General features: G+C 69.7%; 20 protein-coding genes and 1 tRNA gene. 7 read left to right on the top strand and 14 right to left on the bottom strand.

Annotation, left to right across the window (positions count from 1 at the left end; translation table 11 throughout):
- Window positions 1-5: 5 nt before the first annotated feature.
- The 3 genes from L3Q67_RS13435 to L3Q67_RS13425 all read left to right on the top strand — a co-directional run bounded on the left by L3Q67_RS13435 (window position 6) and on the right by L3Q67_RS13425 (window position 1,904).
- Entirely contained in the window at window positions 6-236 is a 231-nt protein-coding gene (locus L3Q67_RS13435; RefSeq protein WP_499189813.1) for a hypothetical protein, read from the top strand.
- Between the two features lie 39 nt (window positions 237-275).
- The gene (locus tag L3Q67_RS13430) at window positions 276-1,151 is read left to right on the top strand and encodes a hypothetical protein (protein ID WP_499189812.1); all 876 of its coding nucleotides are present in this window, start codon (window positions 276-278) and stop codon (window positions 1,149-1,151) included.
- Window positions 1,152-1,388: 237 nt separating this feature from the next.
- Window positions 1,389-1,904: an inorganic diphosphatase gene (locus L3Q67_RS13425; RefSeq protein ID WP_499189811.1), complete on the top strand. Its 516-nt coding sequence runs from the start codon at window positions 1,389-1,391 to the stop codon at window positions 1,902-1,904.
- 69 nt (window positions 1,905-1,973) lie between these two features.
- Here L3Q67_RS13425 and L3Q67_RS13420 read toward each other — a convergent pair whose 3' ends face one another.
- From L3Q67_RS13420 to L3Q67_RS13400, 5 genes are all read right to left on the bottom strand, one after another.
- Window positions 1,974-3,629 (bottom strand): MDR family MFS transporter, encoded by a 1,656-nt coding sequence (locus L3Q67_RS13420; RefSeq protein WP_499189810.1) that lies wholly within the window; start codon window positions 3,627-3,629, stop codon window positions 1,974-1,976.
- A gap of 367 nt (window positions 3,630-3,996) precedes the next feature.
- The gene (gene glyA / locus L3Q67_RS13415; RefSeq protein ID WP_499191523.1) at window positions 3,997-5,265 is read right to left on the bottom strand and encodes a serine hydroxymethyltransferase; all 1,269 of its coding nucleotides are present in this window, start codon (window positions 5,263-5,265) and stop codon (window positions 3,997-3,999) included.
- A 385-nt stretch (window positions 5,266-5,650) separates the two neighbouring features.
- Window positions 5,651-6,070: an uL11 family ribosomal protein gene (locus tag L3Q67_RS13410; RefSeq protein ID WP_499189809.1), complete on the bottom strand. Its 420-nt coding sequence runs from the start codon at window positions 6,068-6,070 to the stop codon at window positions 5,651-5,653.
- Window positions 6,071-6,105: 35 nt separating this feature from the next.
- Window positions 6,106-6,630 (bottom strand): gamma carbonic anhydrase family protein, encoded by a 525-nt coding sequence (locus L3Q67_RS13405; protein WP_499189808.1) that lies wholly within the window; start codon window positions 6,628-6,630, stop codon window positions 6,106-6,108.
- An 18-nt stretch (window positions 6,631-6,648) separates the two neighbouring features.
- Entirely contained in the window at window positions 6,649-7,914 is a 1,266-nt protein-coding gene (locus L3Q67_RS13400; protein ID WP_499189807.1) for a M14 family metallopeptidase, read from the bottom strand.
- A gap of 258 nt (window positions 7,915-8,172) precedes the next feature.
- Between L3Q67_RS13400 and L3Q67_RS13395 the strand changes: the two genes are divergently transcribed.
- Both L3Q67_RS13395 and L3Q67_RS13390 read left to right on the top strand, forming a co-directional pair.
- Window positions 8,173-9,636, top strand: a complete 1,464-nt coding sequence (locus L3Q67_RS13395) for a DUF262 domain-containing protein (protein ID WP_499189806.1) — start codon at window positions 8,173-8,175, stop codon at window positions 9,634-9,636.
- A gap of 155 nt (window positions 9,637-9,791) precedes the next feature.
- The gene (locus tag L3Q67_RS13390) at window positions 9,792-9,938 is read left to right on the top strand and encodes a hypothetical protein (protein WP_499189805.1); all 147 of its coding nucleotides are present in this window, start codon (window positions 9,792-9,794) and stop codon (window positions 9,936-9,938) included.
- Window positions 9,939-10,022: 84 nt separating this feature from the next.
- On the opposite strand, the gene L3Q67_RS13385 is transcribed toward L3Q67_RS13390, so the two are convergent.
- Window positions 10,023-10,099: transfer RNA gene (locus L3Q67_RS13385), tRNA-Thr, on the bottom strand.
- 102 nt (window positions 10,100-10,201) lie between these two features.
- Here L3Q67_RS13385 and L3Q67_RS13380 point away from each other — a divergent pair.
- Entirely contained in the window at window positions 10,202-11,854 is a 1,653-nt protein-coding gene (locus L3Q67_RS13380; RefSeq protein WP_499189804.1) for a hypothetical protein, read from the top strand.
- Window positions 11,855-11,911: 57 nt separating this feature from the next.
- Here the strand turns inward: L3Q67_RS13380 and L3Q67_RS13375 are convergent, their stop codons facing one another.
- From L3Q67_RS13375 to topA, 4 genes are all read right to left on the bottom strand, one after another.
- Window positions 11,912-13,105 (bottom strand): DNA polymerase III subunit delta', encoded by a 1,194-nt coding sequence (locus L3Q67_RS13375; RefSeq protein ID WP_499189803.1) that lies wholly within the window; start codon window positions 13,103-13,105, stop codon window positions 11,912-11,914.
- On the bottom strand, window positions 13,102-15,156 hold the full coding sequence (locus L3Q67_RS13370) for a bifunctional MFS transporter/dTMP kinase (RefSeq protein WP_499189802.1): 2,055 nt from the start codon (window positions 15,154-15,156) through the stop codon (window positions 13,102-13,104). The genes L3Q67_RS13375 and L3Q67_RS13370 overlap by 4 nt, the downstream gene beginning before the upstream one ends.
- Window positions 15,157-15,267: 111 nt before the next feature.
- Window positions 15,268-15,813 (bottom strand): hypothetical protein, encoded by a 546-nt coding sequence (locus L3Q67_RS13365; RefSeq protein WP_499189801.1) that lies wholly within the window; start codon window positions 15,811-15,813, stop codon window positions 15,268-15,270.
- A 115-nt stretch (window positions 15,814-15,928) separates the two neighbouring features.
- Window positions 15,929-18,796, bottom strand: a complete 2,868-nt coding sequence (gene topA / locus L3Q67_RS13360) for a type I DNA topoisomerase (RefSeq protein WP_499189800.1) — start codon at window positions 18,794-18,796, stop codon at window positions 15,929-15,931.
- 243 nt (window positions 18,797-19,039) lie between these two features.
- On the opposite strand from topA, the gene L3Q67_RS13355 reads away from it, so the two are divergent.
- Window positions 19,040-19,876 (top strand): S1 family peptidase, encoded by an 837-nt coding sequence (locus L3Q67_RS13355; protein ID WP_499189799.1) that lies wholly within the window; start codon window positions 19,040-19,042, stop codon window positions 19,874-19,876.
- Here the strand turns inward: L3Q67_RS13355 and L3Q67_RS13350 are convergent.
- The 4 genes from L3Q67_RS13350 to L3Q67_RS13335 form a co-directional block, all read right to left on the bottom strand.
- The gene (locus L3Q67_RS13350) at window positions 19,866-20,483 is read right to left on the bottom strand and encodes a hypothetical protein (RefSeq protein WP_499189798.1); all 618 of its coding nucleotides are present in this window, start codon (window positions 20,481-20,483) and stop codon (window positions 19,866-19,868) included. The genes L3Q67_RS13355 and L3Q67_RS13350 overlap by 11 nt on opposite strands.
- A 72-nt stretch (window positions 20,484-20,555) precedes the next feature.
- Window positions 20,556-21,182 (bottom strand): hypothetical protein, encoded by a 627-nt coding sequence (locus L3Q67_RS13345; RefSeq protein ID WP_499189797.1) that lies wholly within the window; start codon window positions 21,180-21,182, stop codon window positions 20,556-20,558.
- A 128-nt stretch (window positions 21,183-21,310) separates the two neighbouring features.
- A complete protein-coding gene (locus L3Q67_RS13340) occupies window positions 21,311-21,925 on the bottom strand; it encodes a hypothetical protein (RefSeq protein ID WP_499189796.1) in 615 nt (204 codons plus the stop codon).
- A 143-nt stretch (window positions 21,926-22,068) separates the two neighbouring features.
- Window positions 22,069-24,363 carry a proton/sodium-translocating pyrophosphatase gene (locus L3Q67_RS13335; protein ID WP_499189795.1) on the bottom strand — a complete coding sequence of 765 codons (2,295 nt, stop codon included), beginning with the start codon at window positions 24,361-24,363 and terminating at the stop codon, window positions 22,069-22,071.
- Window positions 24,364-24,507 lie beyond the last annotated feature (144 nt).

The following is a 24,507-nucleotide window of genomic DNA, read 5'->3' as shown; positions in this document are numbered from 1 at the left end:
TGCTCTTGCCCCGGCTGGCCCTGCTGATGCTGGCCCCGCTGGTCCTGCTGCCCTTGCTGCCCCGGCTGGCCTTGGCCCTGCCGGTCCTGGTGGCCTTGCTGTTCTTGCTGGCCCAGGTGACCCTGCTGCTCTTGCTGGCCGCCTTGGCGACCTGGCTGCCCTGGGTAGCCCGGCTGACCCGCGTGCCCCAGCTGGCTCGGCTGACCCTGGTCGCTCGGCTGGTCCTGGTGGCCTAGCTGGCCTGGCGACTCTTGCCGACCGCCCTGGTGACCCAGGTGACCTTGGTAGCCCGGCTGACCCGAGTGACCCTGCTGTCCCGGCTGGCCTTGCGATTCTTGCTGGCCACCCTGGTGGTCCGGGTGACCTTGGTAGCCCTGCCGGCCCGGGTGCCCCAGCTGGTCCTGGTGGCCCGGCTGCTCTTGCTGGCCGCTTTGGCGACCTGGCTGCCCTGGGTAGCCCGCCGAACCCTGCGGGTTCCGCTGCTCCTGCTGGTCCGCCTGATCCTGGTAGCCCGGCGAGCCCTGCTGCTCTTGCTGGCCGCCTTGGCGATCTGGGTAACCCTGGCCCGCCGAACCCTGCGGAGTGCGCAGATCCGGCTGCCCTGGCTGCCTCGCCTGGTCCGGGTAACCCTGAGAGCCCTGCTGGCCCGGCTGATTCTGCTGGTCCTGGAAGCCCCGCTGACCTTGATAGTCCTGCTGGCCAGCCAGTCCCGACTGGCCCGAGCGATCCTGCTGCCGCTGCTGCCCTTGGCGACCGGGGTGGCTTTGGTAATCCTCCTGGCCCTGGCGGCCCTGGCCCTCCTGGTCCGGCGAGCCCGGGTAGTCCTGGCGGCCTTGCTGGCTTCCCTGCCCGCGCTGGCCCTGATAGTTCTGCGGCGGCTGGTTCTCCGGGTTCCGCTGCCAAGGCGCCCGGCTGTCGCTCCCCGCCTGCTCCTGGCCGGGGTGCGGCAGGGCGGCGGTCTGCTCAGCCCACTGCCGCACGGCTGCCTGCTGCCCCGAGTACTGCTGCGCCTGCTCAGCGGGCCACTGCGTCGACTGCTCCTCCGTCTCCGGAGGCGGGGCCGGTTGGAACAGCGAGCCCTGCGGTTTCAGGTGTTGCACCGGCTGGGCGGCCCGCGGGTGCGCCTGGGCGCCCGGTCGCCGCACCCATAGGGTCTCCTGCTCCGCGAGCGACTGGGTTCCGTCGTGGTCGTCCGACGGCCACCCCGGCTCGTCGGGCCTGCTGCTGTCCGGCACGCACCCTCCTCCGGTGTCCCCCAGCTCACACCAAGAACCCATCGGTGCGGGTCCATGGTCACGCGTGGTCCACACTAGTGGTGTCAAGCCAACGAACCGGTGAGCCGCCCGCCTTTGCTCGGGCTTGCCAAAACAAGATCAGCGAGGATCGGCGTGGAGTTCGACGTCACGATCGAAATCCCCAAGGGGGAGCGCAACAAGTACGAAGTGGACCACAAGACCGGGCGCATCAAGCTGGACCGCACCCTGTTCACGGCCACCCAGTACCCGGCCGACTACGGCTTCATCGACGACACCCTCGGCCAGGACGGCGATCCCCTCGACGTGCTGGTCCTGGTGCAGGAGCCGACCTTCCCCGGCTGCCTGATCCGCTGCCGCGCGATCGGCATGTTCCGGATGACCGACGAGAAGGGCCCGGACGACAAGGTCCTCGCCGTGCCGGCCGCGGACCCGCGCCTGGAGCACCTGCGGGACATCCACCACCTGAACGAGTTCCACAAGCTCGAGATCCAGCACTTCTTCGAGGTCTACAAGGACCTCGAGCCCGCCAAGAGCGTGGAAGGCTCCACCTGGGTCGGCCGCGTCGAGGCCGAGTCGGAGATCGAGCGCTCCTACGAGCGTGAGAAGGACCGCCTGGCGAAGCTCGCCGCGAACAACGGCGAACACTGAGACGAACGCTATGAGTGGGGCATTACCAGCGTTTTTCGCTAGTAATGCCCCACTCATTGCATTCCGGCCCTAGTGCGCCAGTGCGGGCACCAGTTTCTCTTCGGCCTCCTGCCGCAGTTCCAGCGCCGACTTCTCGGCCAGCGGCGTCTCCCGCAGGAACCACAGCAGCACGAATCCGGCGGCCAGCACCACGCCGCCGACCAGGAACACCGTGCTCATCGCGCTGGAGAAGCCCTCCAGGATCGGGCGCGCCAGCACCGGGTCCAGTCCACTGAGGAACGACGTGTCGTTCAGATCCAGCTGTCCGCTCGACAACCGCGCCGCGAACTCCGCGTTCGCCGGGTTCGCCAGCGCCGCCGTGTAGGCCGGGCTCGCCGAAGCCGAAGCCACCGCCGCCACGATCCGGTCCCCCACCGAACCGAACAGGATCGACAGGAACACCGCCGTGCCCGCGGTCCCGCCGATCTGGCGGAAGAAGGTGGTCGACGAGGTCGCCACGCCCAGGTCCGTCGGCTCGACGTCGTTCTGCGCGGCCAGCGTCAGCGTCTGGAAGGCACCACCGAGGCCGAGGCCCATCAGGAACGACATCGCCATCACGATCCCCAGCGGGGTGTCCACGCCGATCGTGCTGAACAGGAACATCGCCGCCGTCATCAGCCCGAGGCCGATCACGCCGAACACCTTGTACCGCCCGGTCAAGGCCACGATCCGGCCCGAGAGCAGGCTCGCCACCATGATCCCGGCGGTCAGCGGCAGCAGTTGCAGCCCGGCTTCGGTGGGCGTCGCGCCCTTGACGATCTGCAGGTACAGCGGCAGCGACATCATCGCGCCGAACATGCCCGCACCCTGCACGAAGGTGACCACCGAGCTGAGCGCGAACGCCGGGCGCCGGAACAGCCGCAGCGGCAGCAGCGCCGCGTCACCCATCCGCCGCTCGTTCAGCACGAACGCCACCAGCCCGGCCGCCCCGACCAGGTACATCAGCACCGATGTCAGCGAGCCCCAGCCCCATTCGCGGCCCTGCTCGGCGACGATGAGCAGCGGCACCAGGCCCACGGTCAGCGCGGCCGCGCCCAGGTAGTCCACCCGCTGTTGGATACGGGTGTGCGGGATGTTGAGCACCCGGGTGACCACCACCAGCGCGAGCAGCGCCACCGGCACGTTGATCAGGAACACCCAGCGCCAGCCCGCCAGCCCGGCGAACGAGTCCACCCCGGCGAAGGCCCCGCCGACCACCGGCCCGAGCACGCTCGAAATGCCGAACACGGCCATGAAGTACCCCTGGTAGCGACCGCGTTCCCGGGGTGCGGTGATGTCGGCGACGATGGCCAGCGCCAGCGACATCAGGCCACCGGCGCCCAGGCCCTGGAAGGCGCGGAAGGCGGCCAGTTCGTACATCGAGCCCGCCATGCCGCTGGCCAGTGAGCCGACCAGGAACAGCGAGATCGCGGTCAGGTACATCGGCTTGCGGCCGTAGAGGTCGGACAGCTTGCCGTACAGCGGGGTGGAGATGGTCGCGGTGATCAGGTAGGCGGTGGTCGCCCAGGCCTGGAGGGTCTGCCCGTGCAGTTCGTCGGCGATGGTCTTCATCGCCGAGGACACGATCGTCTGGTCGAGCGCGGCCAGGAACATCCCCATCATCAGGCCGGAGAGCACGGTGAGGATCTGCCGGTGCGACAGCCCTCCCCGAGCCGCCGGCTCGGTCGTCGCGGTGGGTTCGGCCATGTCTCGCTCCTCGGATCGTGCCCCCAGTGGGCGCTACTTGCTTGCGTCATTCAACTACCTGACCTACGCAAGTATTCCCATATCCCCTTGTACCGTGCAACCAAATATTTGTGCGCTGTGTCACCAGGGACGCGACACCCGATCTTCGGAGAGGACCACCTGACCGGTGACGAAATGGCTTCAAAGCCCGAAATTCAGCGGTTTGCCCGGTTTCGCGGGGTTTCGGCAAAGCTGTGCGTACGACCACCGTCCGTGATCGTCGCGCCGAAGGACCCCTGGAACCGCGAACTGGAGCAGCGCTTCCCCGGACTCGTCGACCGCATCCTCGCCGCTGCGGCCGAGTGACCGCGGCGGCGAGGGGCGGGAATCAGGCGGTGTAGCCCGGGATCGGGTAGGCGCTGAGGAACTCGCGGATCTCCGCGGCCACGGCGTCCACAGTGGACTGCTCATCGGCGGCGGCCGCGGTGACCGTGCGGTCGATCCACTCGGCGACCTTCACCTGGTGCTCCGGGCGCAGGCCGCGGGTGGTGATGGCGCCGGTGCCCAGCCGGATGCCCGACGGGTCGAACGGCTTGCGCGGGTCGAACGGCACGGTGTTGTAGTTCAGCTCGATGCCCGCCCGGTCCAGCGCCTGCGCGGCGGGCTTGCCGCCGATCGCCTTGTTCGTCAGGTCGACCAGCAGCAGGTGGTTGTCGGTACCGCCGGAGACCAGGTCGAAACCGCGCTCGATGAGCGCCTCCGCGAGCGCCTTCGCGTTGGCCACGATGGCGTGCGCGTACTCGCGGAACTCCGGCTTCGACGCCTCGCCGAGCGCGACCGCGATGGCCGCGGTGGTGTGGTTGTGCGGGCCGCCCTGCAGCCCGGGGAACACCGCCTTGTCGACGGCCTTCGCGTGGTCGGCGTCGGACAGGATCATCGCGCCGCGCGGGCCGCGCAGCGTCTTGTGCGTGGTCGTGGTGATCACCTGCGCGTGACCGACCGGCGACGGGTGCGCACCACCGGCGACCAGACCGGCGATGTGCGCGATGTCGGCGACCAGCACCGCGTCCACCTCGCGGGCGATCTCGGCGAACGCCGGGAAGTCGATGGTGCGCGGGATCGCCGTGCCACCGCAGAAGATCAGCTTCGGCCGGTGCTCGCGGGCCAGGTCACGCACCTGGTCCAGGTCGACGCGGCCGGTCTCCTTGCGCACGCCGTAGCGGACCGCGTCGAACCACTTGCCGGTGGCGGAGACGCTCCAGCCGTGGGTCAGGTGGCCGCCGTCGGGCAGCGCCATGCCGAGCACGGTGTCGCCGGGCTTGGCGAAGGCGAGGTAGACCGCGAGGTTCGCCGGGGAGCCGGAGTAGGGCTGCACGTTCGCGTGGTCCGCGCCGAAGAGCGCCTTCGCGCGGTCGATCGCCAGCGTCTCGATGGGGTCGACGAGCTGCTGGCCCTCGTAGTAGCGCTTGCCGGCGTAGCCCTCGGAGTACTTGTTGGTCAGGACCGTGCCGGTGGCCTCGAGCACGGCCTGCGAGACGTAGTTCTCCGAGGCGATGAGCCGGATCTTCTCGTGCTGGCGGCGTGCCTCGTCCTCGACCAGACCGGCGATGACCGGATCGGTGGCGGCGAGCGTGGGCAGGGCTGGCTGGTGCGTCATGGTTGTCGTCTCCATGGACGGTCCACGACCCGAACCCAGGCGCGCGGTGCGGGGCCGTTGCGTTCGCTTCCCGGTGGTGCTCCACCTCAAGGCGCCAGTCGCTGCTGCCCCCCGAACTCTAGTCGACGCCCGCCCCTCCCCCGATGCTCGGAGCGCCAACCACCCTTCCGGCCGAAACCCGACCGCCCCCGACCAGGAGCCGATTCGCAGGCCGGCACATACACCCCCGCCCATCCCTGGGGGGCGTCCCCAAACCCAGCGTACCGAGGCCCCCGGGCGACGGGGTGGCTGAGCGGGATCTGTGGACAGCGGCCTCGACTGTGGATGAGCGCGCGGTTTCCGACGGTGGGGTGTGCGAAGCTGAGCCCCATCGAGCGGCGCGAACTCACTCCACCTTGACCCCCATCGAGCGCGCGGTCCCGGCGATCGTCCGCATCGCCGCTTCCAAATCGCCGGTGTTCAGGTCCGGCAGCTTCCGTGTAGCGATCTCCGTGACCTGCGCCTGGCTCAGAACGCCGGCGGTTTCGTGACCCGGCCGCGAAGAACCCTTGCTGCCCAAGGCTTTCCGGATCAGGAAGGCCGTCGGCGGGGTCTTGTAGGCCAGTTCGAACGACCGGTCCTCGAACACCGAGACGACCACCGGCACGATGTCACCGCGTTGTGCCGCGGTGGCCGCGTCGTAGGTGCGCTTGACCTCGACCAGGTTGACGCCGGTCTGCCCGAGCATCTTGCCGAGGTCGACCACCGGCGCCTCACCGGCCGGGAGTTGCAGGGTGGTGCGGAACTGGAGCTTCTTCGGTGCCATGTCCCGGCACGCTAAGCACTCCAGTCAGAGGAGGGTCAACCCTCGATCGGCTCGATGCCCTCGGCGTGGCGCCGCGCCAGCTGCTTGTAGATCACCGCGTTGTGCTCGACCCAGCCACGCGCGGAATCCGACAGCGGCACGAACTTCTTCGCCGGGCTGCCCATCGCGATCACCGCGGGCGGCACCACGGTGTTCGGCGTGACCGTGGACCCGGCGGCGATCAGCGCGCGCTCGCCGATCTGCGACTGGTCCAGGATCGTCGCGCCGTTCCCGATGAGCGCCTGCTCGCCGACCGTGCAGTCGTGCACCAGGCACATGTGCCCCACGGTGACGTTCCTGCCGATCTCGCACACCCCGTCGTTGACGTGCACGACGGAGTTGTCCTGGATGTTGGCGCCCTCGCGAATGATGATCTTCCCGAAGTCGGCGCGGATGACCACGCCGTACCAGATCGACACGTCCTTCTCGACGGTCACCGCGCCGATCAGCGTCGCGGTCGGGGCGATCCAGGCATCGGGGTGGACGGTGGGGCTCACGCCCTCGAAGGAGAACAGCGGCATGAGCCCCACCCTATGCGGTTACAGCGAGGCGTTGATCAGGATGTCAACGGCCTTGTCGTTGCGGGCGGTCTGCGCCGGGATCACCTCGTCGGGTGGGTAGAACCCGGGGTTCGAGCCCTTGGGGTACATCTCGAAGGTGTAGCTCAGGATCTTGTGGTCGTACCACATCCAGTCGTCCACCGAGCCGTCGGTGATGTACAGGTCGCTCGCCTGCTGCGGCGTGTACCCGTTCGTCGCGGCCATCTGCTGGCCGAGGGTCTTGAACTTCTGCGCCTCGGCCGCGGTCATGCCCGGTGCGGTGTCGGCGTAGGTGTAGCCGAACGGCCACAGCACCAGCTCCGAATAGGTGTGGAAGTCGATGTGCGACTTGATCTGCTGCACGCCGCCGATCCGGCGGGTACCGACCCAGTTCGCCACGGCCTTGACCTCCGGCGCGGAGAACGCCGCCGTGCCGCGGTAGGTCTCACTGCTCGGGCTGCCCGAGGAACCACCGCAGCAGCCCCACTTGTGGCCCCAGTTGCGGTTCGGGTCGGTGCCCTGGCCCTGGCGGTTCTTGCGCCACATCTTGTAACTGCCGCCGGCGATGTCGTACTCGGAGCCGTCCGGGTTCACCGTCGGGATGACCCAGATCTCCTTGGTGTCCACCAGGTTCTTGACGTTGGCGTCGGTGGTGTACTTGTCGGTGAACCGCTTGACGATGTGCAGGCACATCTCCGTGGTGAGGTGCTCGCGGGCGTGCTGGTTGCAGGTGAACAGCACCTCCGGCTCGGCCTCGTCGGTGCCGGCGTTGTCGCTGATCTTGATCACCGGCAGGTTGCGGCCCTGGTAGGAGGTGCCGATGCTGCCCAGCTTCACCAGGTTGCCGTGGTCGGTGACGGTCTGCTGCAGTTCGGCGACCACCTCGGCGTAGGTGTGGTAACCCTCGTCGCCCGCCGGGAAGTCGGCGGCCGCGGTGGTCACGTCGGCGGCGCGGTTCGCCCGGTACTGCTCGAACCCGGGCCGCTTCTCCACCTGGAAGCCGAGTCCGCGCAGCTTCTGCGCGTCGCTCCCGGTGCCGATGATCGTGGTGGTCTCGCCCGCGGTGACGACGTCCACGCCGGTGGCGGAGACCTTCGTCCGCAGCTGTGGGGAGTTCGTGCCGAGTACCTCGTAGAAGTCCGTCTGCGTCGCCGCTTCGGCCGCGGCGGTGTCCGGTGCCGCGCCCACCGAGGGACTGGCCGCCACCGCCGTCGCGATCAGGGCGGCAGCCGACAGCGCGGCCGCCACGCTTCTTCTCTTGCGCATCTGCTCTCCTCGTCGTCAAGCCCGGAACAAGGCCTGTCGACCCACCCTGCTCACCAAGAGGGGTCGGCACAATCCGTAGCGCTACGGATTCAAAGCGCCGTAACTACCCGTAGCCCGGCTCAGGTTGCCAGTGATTAACCAAGTCCCGTCACCTACGGAAGACGCTTGACATCGCCGCTCGCCACGGGCGAGTCGGGCACGCACGTACCGGCTCCACTTCGGCACAGCCGCTAGCCTCATGCTCTGGAGGAGGTGCCCGTGGCGAACATCCCGAGGTTGCGCACGTATTCGACCCGGCAGCTCGTTGACCTGGCCTTGAGCGGCGATATCCGGGTACCGGCATTCCAGCGCCCGTTCGTCTGGCACGCCTCCCACGTGATCGACTTCTTCGGCAGTCTGCTGCAGGGGTACCCGGTCGGCATGTTGCTCTGCTCCGAGCAACGGGCACCAGCGGAGACGCTGGCGTTCGGCCCGGTGGTGGTCGACGCTCCAGCTCGCGAGCGCGCACTGTGGGCCGTCGACGGTCACCAGCGGATCACCGCATTGGTCGGCGCGCTCGGTCCGACGGACGACGCCAGCGACCCTCGCTTCGAGGTCGGCGTCGATCTGAACACCCGGCAGGTCAGTGGCGCGAGCGACCACGCCTCTGCGACCTGGGTGCCCTTGCGGACCTTGTTCGACCCGAACCGGCGATTCACCTGGGTCCGGGAGAATTCGAACTGGCTCTCAGAGCACCACCACCAGCTCCTCGATGAGCTGTCAGCCCTGCTCACCGACACCCTGCTCCCGGTGCACGTGCTCACCACCGGCGACCCGACGCAGCTGGCGGAAGTCTTCCGCAGGCTCAACACCTCGACGAGGTCGCTGACCGATCGAGATTTGGCACGAACCCGGCGCCCGGCCAGCGACACCCCGTTCGAACGAGCCGGGTTCGGCCGGGTTTCGGCACGGCAGTTGCAGCTCATCCGTCAGGCGGTACGGACGCTCGCCCCCGAACCGGCCACGCAACAGGTTCTCGTCCAGATCGCGACTACGCTTCGCCGCGACGTCCACATTCCACATCTGCGACTGCTGCCGCACGAATCGACGCTTTTCGGGCTCGCCGCGTTCTTAGCCAAATTCGGCACACCGCAGAGCCGCACCGCGGAACTCGTCCGCCGGTGGGTCTGGCGAATGGCCATTGTCGAATCGGTTCCGCACCCGGAGGCGTCGCTCTCCCGGGTGGCTGCCGCGGATTCGCCGGACGCCGCGATCCTCAGCCTGCTGGAAACCGCCCCCACGGAGGCCGGTGACTGGTGCCCCGACCTCATGCACCACACCGACTGGCAGGCGTCCGACCGCCTCAACGCACTCGGTCTGTGGTCGGCCGGGCCACGGCACCTCGATGAGAACCACGCGCCCATCAGTACGGCGGAAATCTTCGACAGCGACGAGCCGCTTCCCCGCGTGCACCAGGTCGACGACTGGCCAGGCATCCTGCTGCATCCGCCGATGAGCCGCCCCGACTTCGCCCGGCAGGACCCGGACACCTTGGCCAGTCATCTGCTCGATACCCGAGCGAGGGACCTCCTGCTCGACAACGACTACGAGGGCTTCGGAGCACATCGTGCGGAATTGCTCTCCCGGGCGGTCCGCGCCACAGTCGATCGCAACGCGGAGTGGGGCGCCCGCGACTCGTTCTCGGCTCGCAGCCTGCTGGGCAAGGCAGCACACGATGCGTAAACCGGTGACTGGCCGGGCCGTTGTCCTGCTGGGGGATCGTCAGGTCGGCGAATTGAGCTTCGCCAAGGGCGGCAGCTCGTTCGACTACACGGACGACCTGTCCGCCCGCGAACACGAGGTGCTCGGCCGACACGACCGAAGTAAGCCCGGACCGCGTGAGCGGCCTCGTGCTGGAGACGGCGGCCCGCATGGTCGAAAGCTGGCAGAACATCCGCACGGAGCGAAAGCTCTTCCCGTCACTGATCGACCACATCGACCAACTGCTCGCCCGTCATCCCCTCCTCACCCGCTCGATCGGGTGAATCTCGGTCACCCAGGAGGGCGCGCAGGGAGGGCGCAAAAGAAACCAGGGCCTCTCCGGATTCCGGAAAGACCCTGGTCAGCGGTGGAGCCGCCTAGGGGAATCGAACCCCTGACCTATTCATTACGAGTGAATCGCTCTGGCCGACTGAGCTAAGGCGGCAGGACCGGTTCCCAGTGTAACGGTAACCTCCGGCGTCACTTCACCACCCCGCCGTCGTTAAGCACGGCACCAGCGCATGCCCAGCTCAGGAGGACCCCGCCGATGCGGTCGAGTCTGCCCCGGACACTCGCCCTGCCACTGACGGCAGCGGTGCTCGCCCTCTCCGCCTTGCCAGCCATGGCCCAGCCCACCGTCCCCACCACCCCCATCCCCCAGCCGAACGACCCGGGCCAGGCACCGATCACCCAGCCGTCGAACCCGCAGCCGCTGGGTCACGCGGTCGGCGACGCGGGCACCGGGCTCGGCGTGCTGCGCCTGCTGCCGAACGCCGTGCCGACCAACGCGATCCTGCCCGGCCTCGGCGAGGAACTGCCCAGGCAAGCCGCCCTCGAAGCGGGTATGGGCCTGGCTAGCGCGCAGGCGAACTCCGAGGCGTACCTCTCCTACGAGCGCTCGGTCGCGCAGTCCTCACCGCTGGGCATCTCGATCGCGGGCAACTCGCCGCAGGCGCCGGGCTCACTGGTGCAGACCGCGCTGCCGGACAACGCCGAGCCGCGCACCGGCGGCCTGAACGCCCCGAAGAACCCGCTGCTCAACGTGGGCCTGCTCAACGGCAGCGCACACGCGCGCTGGAGCGCGATCGAGGGCCCGTGCGTCGGCACCATCGCCGACGCGGCCACCGAGGTCGCCAGCCTGTCCGTGCTGAACGCGATCCCCTCGCTGCCGAACATCGGCCTGCCCAACCTGCAACTGCCCGCCGGCGCGAAGCTCGCGCAGGGCTTCGAGCCCGGCAAGGGCCTGCAGGCGCTCGGCGGGCTGCTCTCCGGTGGCGGGCAGACCAGCGCCGACGGCACCAACGCGCTGCTGAGCCTGCCGAACACGCTGTCCGCCCGGTCCACCGTGCGGCTGGTCGACATCCCCGGCTCGAAGAACAAGGCGGTCGAGTCCACCTCGACCCTGCAGGCGGCGAACATCAACCTGCTCAAGGGCACCCCGCTCGAGCTGACCATCAAGGTGGCCAGCCAGCCGACGCTGCGGGTCACCTCGACCGGCAAGCGGGAGACCTCGAAGGTGGAGTACACCGCCCCGGTGCTCACCGTGGAGCGCCAGGGCAAGGTGCTCTACACCCTCGACGCGGCCAACCCGACCAAGGACATCCCGGTCGGCCTGCCGCTGGACGGGCTGACCCAGCAGTTCGGCCCGCTGGAGAGCGTGCCGGTGGTCGGCGGGCTGGTGTCGACGCTGACCAAGGGCGTGCAGCCGATCGGCGAGACCGCGGGCAAGGTGCTCGACCTCGGCGTGCTGCGCCTGGGCATCGCACAGCTCGACGACAAGAAGCTCGACATGACCGACCCGTTCAAGGGCTTCCAGCTCGGCGCCGCGGCCCGCCTGCTCGACCTGCAGGTGCTGCCGACCAAGGCGCTGAAGGACTCGCTCGGCGCGGCCGGGGCCTCGCTGCCCTCGTCGCTGGCGCAGCTGACGCTCGGCGAGCAGGTGGCGCGGGCGTACGCACCGGAGAACGGCGTCGAGTGCGGGAGCACCTCCACCACGCCGCCGCCCGGCGGTGGTGAGACGCCTGGCGTGCCGAAGAAGCTCGCGCAGACCAGCGCCGCCTACGCCACCGTGCCGCTGTTCTGGACCGGGACCGCGTTGCTGCTGCTCGGTGTCGTGATGGTCGCCGCACTACCGCGCCGGACCCGAAAGCCCGCACCGGCCCCCGCTGCGGTCAAACCCTCCCCACGCCCCCGAAGCTGAGGTGCCGTGAATGTGGCTTTCACGGCGGAATGTGCCGTGAAAGCCACATTCACGGCATCAGCCCTGGCGCAGGGTGGTGACCATGGCCTCGATGGCGATGCGCGGCTTCACGTTCCACTCGATCGCCTCGCGGCATTCCAGCACCGCTTCCAGCCGCCGCAGCGTCGATTCCGGTGACCACTGGCGCGCGGCGGCGGTGATGTCGTTGGCCCGGTCGGGGTGCGTCAGCGACGCCCCGGACCGGCTCAGCGTGACCAGCACGTCGCGGTAGAACCCGGCCAGGTCGATCAGCGCCAGGTCGAGCGTATTGCGCTGGGTCCGCGTCGAGCGCGACTTCTGCTTCTTCTCCAGCGCCTTCACCGCGGCTTCCGCGGCCCGCTTCGCGCCACCGAGCCCCTTGCCGGTCGCGTCACCGCCCATCGCGGTGCGCAGTTCGGCCTTCTCGGAATCGTCGCGGACCTTGCTCTCCTCGGACGCGTCGGCCTCGGCGACCTTGATCAGCCCGTCGGCGCAGGTGAACACGTCCGACGGGGTCCGCAGGCCCAGTGGGATGCGCAACACGGACTCTCGCCGTTCGCGCGCGTTCTCGTCCGTGGCCAGCCGCCGCGCGCGGCCGACGTGCCCGCCGCACACCGAAGCGGCCCACTCCGCGCGCTCCGGCGGCACCCCGTCACGCTGGATCAGCACCTCGGCGATCGCGGCCGCCGGCGGCGTGCGCAGGTTCACCAGCCGGCACCGCGACCGGATGGTCACCGAGATGTCCTCCGGGTGGTCCGACGGCGCGCAGAGCACGAACACCGTGCGCTCCGGCGGTTCCTCGACCGCCTTGAGCAGCGCGTTCGCCGCGCCCTCGGTGAGCCGGTCGGCGTCTTCGATGATCACCACCTGCCAGCGCCCGGTGGTCGGGCGCCGGGCAGCCGCCTGCACCAGCGCCCGCATTTCGGCCACCGAGATCGACAGGCCCTCCGGCACCACCAGCTTCACGTCCGCGTGCGTGCCAGCCAGCGCCGTGCGGCAGCCGGGGCACTCCCCGCAGCCGACGCCGATGATGCACTGCAGCGCGGCGGCGAAGGTGCGCGCCGAGACCGACCGCCCCGACCCCGGCGGGCCGGTGAACAGCCAGGCGTGCGTCATCGCGCCCGCCGCCGTTGTCTCCCCGTCGACCAGCTTCGCGGCGGAAGCCGCCGCCGCGGAGAGCACCTCGACCGCGGGCTCCTGGCCCACCAATTGCGACCAGACGCCGGAAGTCACGCCGTGCCCTCCTCCACCACCACGGGCGCCAGCCCGGCGTACGGCCCCACCAGCACCGCCCGCACGGCCGTCCGCACCCGTTCGCTGACCTCGTCCTCGGTACCTTCGGCGTCGACCACCACGTACCGCTCCGGATCGGCCGAAGCCAGTTCCGTGAGCACGTGCTGCACGCGCCACTGCTGGTCCGTCACGTGCTTCTGGGTGGGTTCGGTGACCACGTCGGGCGCGGCGTCCAGCAGCACCGTCACGTCCGGGCGCAGCTGCCCGGTCGCCCAGTCGGCCAGTCCTTCGAACTCCTCCGCGTCCAGCCCGGCCACCGCGGACAGGTGCGCGAGCGGCGAGTCGACGAACCGCTCCATCACCACCACCGATCCGGCGTCCAGCGCGGGCTGCACGTCCCGCTCCACGATGTCCGCGCGGACCGCCGCCGCGGCCAGCGCCTGCGCCCGCGCGCCCGACAGCGACGCCCCGGACAGCAGCGCTTCGAGCCGCTGCTCGTCCAGCGCCGGGTCGGCCGCGAGCACCACCGTGCGCGGCCCGCCGTCGAGCCATTCGGCCAGCTTCGCCGCTTGGCTGGCGGTGTCCGTCGCCGTGGTGCCCTCCACCGCGATCAGCAGCCCGTTCACCCGCCGCGGGCGGCGGCGCAGCGCGTTGCGCAGGTCGGACAGGATCGGCTCGCTCCGGCGTGAGTCCATCTGACGATAGGCGATGACCCCGACAAGAGCGGCCAGCAAGCCGCCGCCGAGCATCACCGGGCGCGTGCCGTTGACGAGGATCGTGCCACCCCACACGTTGACCTCGCGCGGCTGCATCAGGCCGACCAGCAGCGGCACCAACGCCATCGAACCGCCGAGCACCACCTTGAGCATGGACTGGTAGATCGCGTTGATCCGGCCGCGGATGGCGTCGTCGATCTGCGAGCCGATGATCGTCACACCGGTCAGGAAGGCCGCGCCGGCGCAGGCGCCGACCACCGCGACCACGATCATCGACACGGCCAGGTGCGGGGAGAGCGCGACCAGGATCAGCGCCAGCCCGGCGAGCACGATGGCGACGCCGAACAGCCGGTCGTGCGGCAGCCGCCGCGCCAGCTTCGGCGCGCCGACCATGCCGGCGATCAGGCCGAGGAACACCGAGATGAGCAGCAGACCCCAGGCGGACTCGCCACCGAGCAGGCTCGATGCGTAGGTCTGCGCGGAACCGACCACGGCCCCACCGGCGGCGAACGCGCCCATCATGCCGATCAGCAGGCCGCGCACCAGCGGTGTGGTGCGGATGTAGCCGCCTGCTTCCTTGATCATCTGGAAGAAGCCGGGCTGCTCGTCGGCAGGCTTGGCCAATTCGCTGCGCCGGGGCGCGGCGTGCACGTTCCGCAGCGACAGCTCGGGGATCCGGAAGGCGATGCTCAGGCAGCTGATCAGGTAGAACAGCGCGGCGATGATGATGCCGAGCTTGATCACCCCGTTCGCGCCGAGCAGGTCGTCCGGCAGGTGGAAGGTGGTGCGCACCCCGGTGATCACGGTGAACAGCCCGGCGCCGAAGAGCACCGCCACGCCGTAGGTCATCACCAGGCCGAGCTGGTTGGCCGTCTCCACCTGCTCGGGGCGGCGCAGCAGGTTCGGCACCGCCGCGTCCTTCGACGGGATCCACATGCTCGCCGCGCAGTTCAGCAGGAAGATCGCGGCGTAGATCCACCACAGCGTGTCCACCAGCACGATGGACAGCAGCAGCCCGGCGCGGAAGATGTCGGCGACCACCATCACCTTGCGGCGGTCGAACCGGTCCGCGAGCAGCCCGCCCAGCGGCGCGAACAGCAGGCCGGGGATCAGGCTGGTGAAGATCACGCTGGTGAAGGCGAAGTTCTTCGCGATGTACCCGCTGGCCATGTTGCTGGCCAGCGCGGAGACCGCGAGCAGTTGCAGCCAGTCCGCGGTGCTGCAGAAACCGGTGACGCCCCAGAGCCGCCGGAAGGGCTTGATCGCGAGCACCCGGCGCGCGCGGTAGATCGTCGACGTGTTCGCCGACGGTTTCGCGTCCGCCTCCGCGGTCACGCCCGTTCCCTCACTGTTTGCCCCACCTCGCACGACGGATCCCCCGGCATTCGCGGGTCAGCGTAGCCGGGGTCGGCTGAGAGGCGCGGCAGGAGGGTGCGGCGGGAAGGATCAGGTGAAGATCCCGGCGATCCCGCTGACGAGGCTGGAGACCAGCTGGATCGCGATCACCACGAACAGGATCAGCAGCACCACGGCGATCGCCACGCCCGCGGAACCGCGCGAAGCGGGCGTCCGCGGCCGCGGTGCCCTGGGTGCTTTCTGCGCGGCGGACTGCCGGGCACCACGCAGGCGCTGCCGGATCAGGTTCTGCGGCCGGACCGGCCAGGTGCGCTGGCGCGGGATCACCCCCATCGGCGCCTGCAGCCCGGTCGCCGGCGTGGGTGGCTCCTGCGCGGGCGGTGGCGGGGTGGCCCCGGCTTCGGGTGAGGTCCGGGGGCCGAACAGGTCCGGCTCGTTGGCCATCGCCGCGCGGACCATCTCCCGGACCGCCTCGGCGTCCGGCTGGATCGGCTGGGCGATCTCCATCCGCTCCACGTCGTCGGCCGCCGATCCGCCATCGGCGGAACCGGCCAGGCCGGTCATCGGGTCGGCGAACGCCGAAGGCGGAGGCGGGGGCTGGGTCCCGTCGCCGTCGTACAGCTTTCCGTCGGCCACCGCACACTCCTCGTGGTCCCTGACAAGGGTCACCCTCCAGGGTATCCACGATCGAGCGGGCCGAATCCGCCCAATGGGCGAGGTTTTCCGCCCACCGGACCCGGCCCGCCCGGACTCAGCTCTTGGACTTGGCCGTCGACTTCGCCTTCGTCGTGGTGCTCTTCGCCGGTGCCTTGCGCTTGACCGGAGCCTTCTTCTTCGGCGCCGGGCCCTTCGCCCGCTTCTCGGCGAGCAGTTCCGCGGCCCGCTCGGCGGTCAGCGACTCGATGCTGTCCGTCTTGCGCAGCGTCGCATTGTACTCACCGTCGGTGACGTAGGGGCCGAAGCGGCCGTCCTTGACCACCATCGGCTTCTTCGACACCGGGTCGTCGCCCAGTTCCTTGAGCGGCGGCTTCGCGGCGGCCTGCCGTCCCCGGCGCTTCGGCTCCGCGTAGATCTTCAGCGCCTCTTCGAGGGTGACCGAGAACAGCTGGTCCTCGGTCTCCAGCGACCGCGAGTCGGTGCCCTTCTTCAGGTACGGCCCGTAGCGCCCGTTCTGCGCGGTGATCTCGTCGCCGGACTCCGGGTCCTTGCCGACCACCCTGGGCAGCGACAGCAGCTTGAGCGCGTCCTCCAGGGTCATCGTCTCGATCGACATCGACTTGAACAGCGAACCGGTGCGCGGCTTCGGCTGCTTCGCCTTCGCGGCCTTCTTCTGCGCGGCCGTCGCGTCCTCGGGCAGCGGCTCCGGCTCGGGCAGCACCTCGGTCACGTACGGCCCGAAACGGCCTTCCTTGGCCACGATCTCGTGCCCGCTGACCGGGTCGGTGCCCAGCGACCGCCCCTCCTGCGGGGTGGAGAACAGCTTCTCCGCGATCTCGGTGGTCAGCTCGTCCGGCGGCAGGTCCTCGGGCAGGTTCGCGCGCTGCGACGCGCCGTCGACCTCGCGCTCGAGGTACGGCCCGTAGCGGCCGACGCGGACCACCACGGTCCGGCCCTCGTCGTCGTTGAACAGCGGGATCGAGTTGATCTCCCGCGCATCGATGTCCTCGACGCTGCCCTCGACCAGCTTCTTCAGCCCGCCGAGCCGGCCGATCGAGCCGTCCACGCCCATGTCGCCGCCGAAGTAGAACTTCGACAGCCACTGCGTGCGCTGCTCGTCACCGGCGGCGATGCGGTCGAGCTCGTCCTCCATGCCGGCGGTGAAGTCGTAGTCGACCAGCCGCTCGAAGTGCCGCTCCATCAGGCCGATCACCGCGAAGGCCACCCACGAGGGCACCAGCGCGGAGCCCTTCTTCCAGACGTACCCGCGGTCCTGGATGGTCTTGATGATCGAGGCGTAGGTGGACGGGCGGCCGATGCCCAGTTCTTCGAGCTTGCTGACCAGGCTCGGCTCCGAGTACCGCGCCGGCGGCGAGGTGGTGTGGCCGTCCGGGCTCAGCTCGGTCGCGGTCACCGCCTGGTCCTTGACCAGCTGCGGCAGGCGGCTCTGCTTGTCGTCGGCCTCGCCACCGGTCTCGGTGTCGACCGCCTCGACGTAGGCCTTGAGGAACCCGGCGAAGGTGATCGTGCGGCCCGACGCGGAGAACACGCACTCCTCGCCGGAGGTCGCGTTGCCGGTGATCCGGACCGACATCGTGGTGCCCTTGGCGTCGGCCATCTGCGAGGCGATGGTCCGCTGCCAGATCAGCTCGTACAGCCGGAACTCGTCGGTCTCCAGCTCACCGGCGACCTGACCGGGGGTGCGGAACACCTCACCGGCCGGGCGGATCGCCTCGTGGGCCTCCTGCGCGTTCTTCACCTTGCGGGTGTACTGGCGCGGCTTGTCGGCCACGTGGTCCTTGCCGTACAGCTGCGCCGCCTGGCTGCGTGCCGCCTGGATCGCCGTCTCCGACAGCGTCGTGGAGTCGGTACGCATGTAGGTGATGTAGCCGTTTTCGTACAGCCGCTGGGCGGTGCGCATGGTGCGCTCCGAGGAGAACCGCAGCTTGCGCCCGGCTTCCTGCTGCAGCGTCGAGGTCATGAACGGCGCGTAGGGCCGCCGGGTGTACGGCTTCTCCTCCACGCTCGAGACGGCGAACGCCTGGTCGCGCAGGGCCTGCGCGAGCTGGTTCGCCCCGGTCTCGTCGAGGATGCGCACCTCGGAGGCGGACGCCTTGAGCTGTCCGTCCGGGCCGAAGTCACGGCCGGTCGCCAGGCGGGAGCCGTCGACCGAGAGCAGCCGCGCCGGGAAGGTCTGCGGCGAAGCGTCCGGGCCCGCGTCCATGGTCGCGGAGATGTCCCAGTACGACGCCGAAGTGAAGCGCATCCGCTCGCGCTCGCGCTCGACCACGATCCGGGTCGCCACCGACTGCACGCGGCCCGCCGAGAGCTTCGGCATGACCTTCTTCCACAGCACGGGCGAGACCTCGTAGCCGTAGAGCCGGTCCAGGATGCGGCGGGTCTCCTGGGCGTCGACCAGGTCGCCGTCCAGTTCGCGGGTGCTGGCCGCGGCGGCTTGGATGGCCTGCTCGGTGACCTCGTGGAAGACCATGCGCCGCACCGGCACCTTGGGCTTGAGCGTCTCCAGCAGGTGCCAGGCGATCGCCTCGCCCTCGCGGTCGGGGTCCGTGGCGAGGTAGAGCTCGTCGACGTCCTTGAGCAGGTTCTTCAGCTCGCTCACCTTGGACTTCTTGTCCGGGGTGACCACGTAGAGGGCCTTGAAGTCGTTGTCCACGTCCACGCCGAGGCGGGCCCACGACTCGCCCTTGTACTGGGCGGGCACGTCGGCGGCCCCACGCGGGAGGTCACGGATGTGGCCGACCGAGGACTCCACGACGTAGTCGCGGCCGAGGTAGGGCGCGATCTTGCGGGCCTTGGTCGGCGACTCGACGATCACCAGGCGCCGCACGGCGCCGTTGCTCCCGGTGCCGCGGCTCGTCGCCCGGCCGCCCGCGGCGCCATCGCTGCCCGCAGTCTTCTTCGTCCGTGTCGATCCAGCCACGCTGTTCCGCTCTCCGCTCATCCCTCGCCGCCGTCACCGTGACGCCTGTTCGACCCGCCAGTGTGCACGCCACCGCCCGTTCGTGTCCGCACAGGTGGCGCAACACGCCGATTACCGCACGTCCAGCGCATCGGCCGACGGGCCGTGGACGTTTCCCTTTCCAGAGCTAACACACATCGTCCACCGGAATAACCATCGGCCCCTGAGTAATCGATCGCCTACCCTCTGCGTTGGCACTGACGCCCCACCGGAAAGGTATTCCCGATGATCCGACGCCTGCTGGGCGCCACCTTCGCCGTGACAGCCGGATTCGCGCTGGTCAGCGCGCTCCCGGCGGTGGCGAGCACCGCCGTCGACTTCGCCGGCGCGGTCGCGCTGTCGAACTGCTCCGGCTCGGTGGTGAAGACCGCCACCGCGGCCGCGGACGACCCCGCACTCGTCCTGACCAACGGCCACTGCCTGGAAGAGGGTTTCCCGGACGCCGGTGAGGTGCTCGTCGACCAGCCGTCCACACGCACCTTCTCCCTGCTCTCGGCGGACGGCAGCGGCGCAGTCGGGCAACTGCGGGCCAACCGGTTGGAGTACGCCACCATGACCGGCACCGACGCCGCGCTCTACCGTCTCGACGTCAGTTACACCCAGATAGAGCAGTCGTACGGGATCTCCGCGCTCGAACTGGCCGAGCGGCCGAGCGCCGGTACGGCCATCAGCGTGGTCTCCGGCTACTGGCAGAAGATCTACCGTTGTTCCGTGGACGGATTCGTGCACGAACTGCGCGAAGGCGACTGGACCTGGCGGGACTCGATCCGGTACACGCCGGAGTGCCAGACCATCGGCGGCACCTCGGGCTCGCCGATCGTGGACGCCGGCAGCGGCAAGGTCGTCGGGGTGAACAACACCGGCAACGAGTCGGGCCAAGAGTGCACCATGAACAACCCCTGCGAGGTGGACGAGCAGGGCAACGTGACCGTGCGCGAGGGCACGAACTACGGGCAGCAGACCCACCACATCCCGGCGTGCGTCGGCGAGGGCAGCCGCGTGGACCTGAGCCGGCCCGGTTGCGACTTGCCCAAGCCGAAGTTTTCACTGTTCAGGCCATAGCGGCCGCGGGGTTTTCGACCGGGGTTTCGATCACGCCGCCCGGCCACAGCGCTTCGGCGCCGGGCGGCGGATCCCCGATCAGTTCGGTGAGCGTGTCCAGCCGCCGCCTGCCGGTCACCCGCACCGCCGGACCGCCGCCGCGCGGGCCCACCACCGACCCCGGCACCCCCACCGCCGCCAGCGCGGCGGTGAGCGGCGCATGCGTTCGCGGGACCTCGGGATCGAACGGGAAGAAGTAGCCGCGGGACTCGTTGCGCCCGGCGGCCAGCGCCCAGAGCCGGAGCATTCCGCCGTCGAGCCGGAACCCCGGCGGCACGACCTTCTCGTCACCGTCCAGCCAGGCGTTCGCCATCGGCAGCAGGTCGACCTGGAAGGCCGTGCGGACCAGCGGACTCCCGCATTCGGCCCGGGTCAGCGTGACCCGGACGCCACGCCAGGCGAGTTCGGCCGCGAGCAGCCGCGCCCGCCACGGCTGCTCGACGACAACCTGCAGGCGCGCCGCCGTCCGCCCGAAGGCGGTCGGCCTGCCCTGCGCACAGAGCACCCCCGCGAGGTCGGACAGCTGTGGCCCACTCGCTTCCACGGAGAAGAACGAGATCTGCCGCACGCGGGCAGTTTAGAACACTCGTTCGAGTATGGATAGTAACCGCGCCGCTACGGCTTCCGGGCTCGCCGGGACTCAGGCCGTCGGCGGCGGCGGGGTGGCGAGGCTGGGCGAACTGCTCTCGCCGGTCAGGGAACCGCAGGTCGGGGCCTGTCGGCTGGCGGTCCGCAGAACCGGCGAAGCGGAGAGGCCGCTGAGCAGGTCGGCTTTCGCGATCTCTTCGAGGGCGTTGCCCGCTTCGCTGATGGCCGCCTGGCCGTCCTTCGTGCCCGGTCCGGCGGTGTCCAACTGGTTCTTGGCGTGCTGCACGCGTTCGCGGATGCCGGTGTAGCTGTTCACGGCCGCCTGCTTGACCTCGTCGCCACCCGGCGCGGGCGAGGCGGGCAGGCCGTTGAGGTTCACCAGCGTGCGGTCCAGGCCGCCGACCAGCGTGCCGAGCATCTCGCTGGCCGTGCTCGCGGCGCTCTGCGGGCTGGTCGGATCCACCCGCGGCATCCCGGCCATCGTCTCCAGGAGGCCCACCACCGCACCGCAGTACTGGTTGGTCCAGGTCACCGCTCGATCGCCTTCCGGCGCGGACCGCGGCTGCGCTCCCGGTTGGACCAGCGTTCCGGTCCCGTTCTCGCCGGACGGCTGCCCGCAGGCACCCAGCAGCACGCCAACACCCATCACCACGGCGAAAACACCCATCCGGGGCCGCAACGCCTACACCTCCTGTGACACCGGGGGCAAAGCCGCATCCGACGGTACAGCGCCCAGAGGTGTTCGCAACCCATTGGGGGCCCGGTTGGCAAATTTCTGCCTGACCGGACCCCCGTGGACGAACTGGGTCAGCCGTTGAGCTTCTGGCAGTTCGGCTGGTCCTTGCCCGCGGCCTCGACCTCGGCCGTGCCCTTCGCCGAGGACATGCCGGTGCTGGCCTTCTGCAGCCCCTGGCCGACGTTCTGCAGGCTGGTCGCCGCTTCCTTCACCGCGCTGGCGTCACTGGCGGGCGCGGCGTCCAGCTTCTCCTTGGCCGACTTGGCCTCGTCGCGCACCGGCTTGAACAGCTCCAGCACCGAGGCCTTCGCGTCCTCACCGGCCTGCATCGGGGCCGTGCCCAGCTTCTCGAGGTCGTCGACCACCGGGCCGACGCTGCCCTCGATCTTGCCGAGGAAGTCGCCCACCGCGCTGCGCGCGCCCGCGAGGTCGCCGGGCTGCATCTGCGGTGGCTGCAACTGGCCGAGTTCGGCCAGCGGGGACAGCGCCCCGCAGAAGTCGTTGACCCAGGCACCGGTGGCCGCGCCGGCCTCGGCGGAAGAGGGAGCGGGCGACGTGGCGGACGGCGCCGGGGTGGGCGCGGCCGTGTTGTTCGTCGCGGGCTGGTCGGCACCGCAGGCGGTGAGGGACAGGGCCAGGCCGAGTCCGGCGGTGGCGATGGCGAGGCGCGAGGCCTTCTGCCTCATCTGTGCTCCTTCGATTCGGGGTGTGCAGACGAGGGCGCTGAGCGTACTCCGATCGGCGCAGCGCGCTGGGCCGCCTCCGCCACACGTGGAAACGGGCCCGTCCGCACACCGTTGTGCGGACGGGCCCGTCGGTTCGAGCGCGGTCAGGAAGCCTTGGCAGGCTCCGCGTCGTTCGAGGTGTCGGTGATGGAGGTGCTCCGCCGCTTCGACACCACGATGGCCACCACGATGATCGCCACCGCGACCAGCGAGATGGCCAGCCGGATGCCCAGCGAAGCGTCCTCGCCGATGGAGAACTGCACGACCGCGGGCGCGATCAGCAGCGAGACCAGGTTCATCACCTTGATCAGCGGGTTGATCGCCGGGCCGGCGGTGTCCTTGAACGGGTCACCGACGGTGTCACCGATGACGGTCGCCTCGTGCGCCGGCGAACCCTTGCCGCCGTGGTTCCCGTCCTCGACCAGCTTCTTCGCGTTGTCCCACGCCCCACCGGAGTTGGCCAGGAACACCGCCATCAGCGTGCCGGTGGCGATCGCGCCGCCCAGGTAACCGGCCAGCGCACCGGTGCCGAGGCCGAAGCCGACGGCGATCGGCGCGAACACCGCGAGCAGACCCGGGGTGGTCAGCTCCCGCAGCGAGTCGCGGGTGACGATGTCGACCACCCGGCCGTACTCGGGGCGGGTGGTGCCCTCCATGATCCCGGGGATCTCGCGGAACTGGCGGCGCACCTCGTAGACCACCGCACCGGCCGCGCGGGAGACCGCGTTGATGGCCAGCCCGGAGAACAGGAACACCACCGCGGCACCGAGCAGCACACCGACCAGCGTGTTCGGGCTGACGATGTCGCTGACGAACCACTTCATCGCGTCCGCGCTCGCGCCGGTGACGCCTTCGAGCGCCTGGCGGATCGAGTCCTGGTAGGAACCGAACAGCGCGGTCGCCGCGAGCACCGCGGTGGCGATCGCGATCCCCTTGGTGATCGCCTTGGTGGTGTTGCCGACCGCGTCCAGCTCGGTGAGGATGCCGGCGGCCTTCTCGTCCACGTCACCGGACATCTCGGCGATGCCCTGCGCGTTGTCCGAGACCGGGCCGAAGGTGTCCATCGCGACGATGACGCCGACGGTGGTCAGCAGGCCGGTGCCGGCCAGCGCGACCGCGAACAACGCGACCGAACCACCCAGCAGGTAGGCGCCGAACACCGCGCCGCCGATCACGAGGGCGGTGTAGACGGCCGACTCGAAACCGACCGCCAGGCCGGACAGGATGACCGTGGCCGCCCCGGTTTCCGAGGTCTGGCCGACGTCCTTGACCGGCTTGTACTCGGTGCCGGTGAAGTAGCCGGTCAGCCACAGGATCACGCCGGCCAGCACGATGCCGATGATCACCGAGAAGGTGGCGATCACCGCGGGGTTGCCGGTGGTGGCGGCGAACTCGGCGCCGAAGTCGGCGAAGCTGCCGGGCAGGAAGACGAACGCGGCGATGGTGGAGAGCACCGCGGAGATCAACGCGGAGATGTAGAACGCCTTGTTGATCGTGGTCAGCCCGCTCTCGCCGACCTTCGCCTTGGTGATGTAGACACCGATCACCGCGGTGATCACCCCGATGGCGGGCACGATCAGCGGGAACAGCAGCCCGTCGACACCGAAGGCGACACTGCCCAGGATGAGCGCGGCGACCAGGGTCACCGCGTAGGACTCGAACAGGTCCGCGGCCATACCGGCGCAGTCACCCACGTTGTCACCGACGTTGTCGGCGATGGTGGCGGCGTTGCGGGGGTCGTCCTCGGGGATGTTCTGCTCCACCTTGCCGACCAGGTCCGCGCCCACGTCGGCGGCCTTGGTGAAGATGCCGCCGCCGACCCGCATGAACATGGCGATCAGCGCGGCGCCGAAGCCGAAACCTTCGAGCACCTTGGGCGCCTGGCCCGCGTACACCAGCACGACGACCGCGGCACCGAACAGGCCGAGACCGACCGTCGCCATGCCGACCGCACCGCCGGTGCGGAAGGCGATGCGCATGGCCTTCTCCCTGCCGCCGTCCTCGCGCGACGCGGCCGCGACCCGGAGATTCGCCTGCGTGGCGAGCCACATGCCGAGATAACCGATCGCGAACGAGAACCCCGCGCCGACGAGGAAGAAGATCGAACGGCCGATGCGTTCGTTCAGGTCCTCCGCCGGCAACGCGAACAGCAGCAGGAACACGACCACGCCGAAGACGGCGAGCGTGTTGCGCTGGCGCTTGAGGTAGGCGGCCGCGCCCTCCTGCACCGCCTTGGCGATCTCCTGCATCTTCTCGGTGCCCTGGCCGGCGGCCAGCACCTCCTTGAGCAGGAAATAGCCAACGACCAGTGCGGCAAGGGCGACCACGGCGACCACAGCCACGATGCTGTAGTCACCTCCGGAGAGCACTGGGCCCTCCGCGAGGAACTGCCGGGACATTCGTCCTCCTGGAAATGTCGCCTGTAATCGGCGTGACCAGGCTCGATGGGAGCCGTGTCGACGCCGACATGGGATCTACACCACAAGTGGTGTGGTTCGCCGGAGTGTATTGGTACAGCGAGTGGCGTCGGCAAGGCGTCCCGT

This window comes from Saccharothrix sp. AJ9571 (assembly GCF_021725495.1).
GTDB classification, from domain to species: domain Bacteria; phylum Actinomycetota; class Actinomycetes; order Mycobacteriales; family Pseudonocardiaceae; genus Amycolatopsis; species Amycolatopsis magusensis.
This window is presented reverse-complemented; position numbering and strand designations above follow the sequence as displayed.

Bases quoted from the DNA above. Each gene is read 5' to 3' on its own strand.
- L3Q67_RS13420 (WP_499189810.1), bottom strand. From the start codon at position 3,629: ATGGCCGAACCCACCGCGACGACCGAGCCGGCGGCTCGGGGAGGGCTG.
- glyA (WP_499191523.1), bottom strand. From the start codon at position 5,265: ATGACGCACCAGCCAGCCCTGCCCACGCTCGCCGCCACCGATCCGGTC.
- L3Q67_RS13410 (WP_499189809.1), bottom strand. From the start codon at position 6,070: ATGGCACCGAAGAAGCTCCAGTTCCGCACCACCCTGCAACTCCCGGCC.
- L3Q67_RS13405 (WP_499189808.1), bottom strand. From the start codon at position 6,630: ATGCCGCTGTTCTCCTTCGAGGGCGTGAGCCCCACCGTCCACCCCGAT.
- L3Q67_RS13400 (WP_499189807.1), bottom strand. From the start codon at position 7,914: ATGCGCAAGAGAAGAAGCGTGGCGGCCGCGCTGTCGGCTGCCGCCCTG.
- L3Q67_RS13380 (WP_499189804.1), top strand. From the start codon at position 10,202: ATGCGGTCGAGTCTGCCCCGGACACTCGCCCTGCCACTGACGGCAGCG.
- topA (WP_499189800.1), bottom strand. From the start codon at position 18,796: ATGAGCGGAGAGCGGAACAGCGTGGCTGGATCGACACGGACGAAGAAG.
- L3Q67_RS13355 (WP_499189799.1), top strand. From the start codon at position 19,040: ATGATCCGACGCCTGCTGGGCGCCACCTTCGCCGTGACAGCCGGATTC.
- L3Q67_RS13340 (WP_499189796.1), bottom strand. From the start codon at position 21,925: ATGAGGCAGAAGGCCTCGCGCCTCGCCATCGCCACCGCCGGACTCGGC.
- L3Q67_RS13335 (WP_499189795.1), bottom strand. From the start codon at position 24,363: ATGTCCCGGCAGTTCCTCGCGGAGGGCCCAGTGCTCTCCGGAGGTGAC.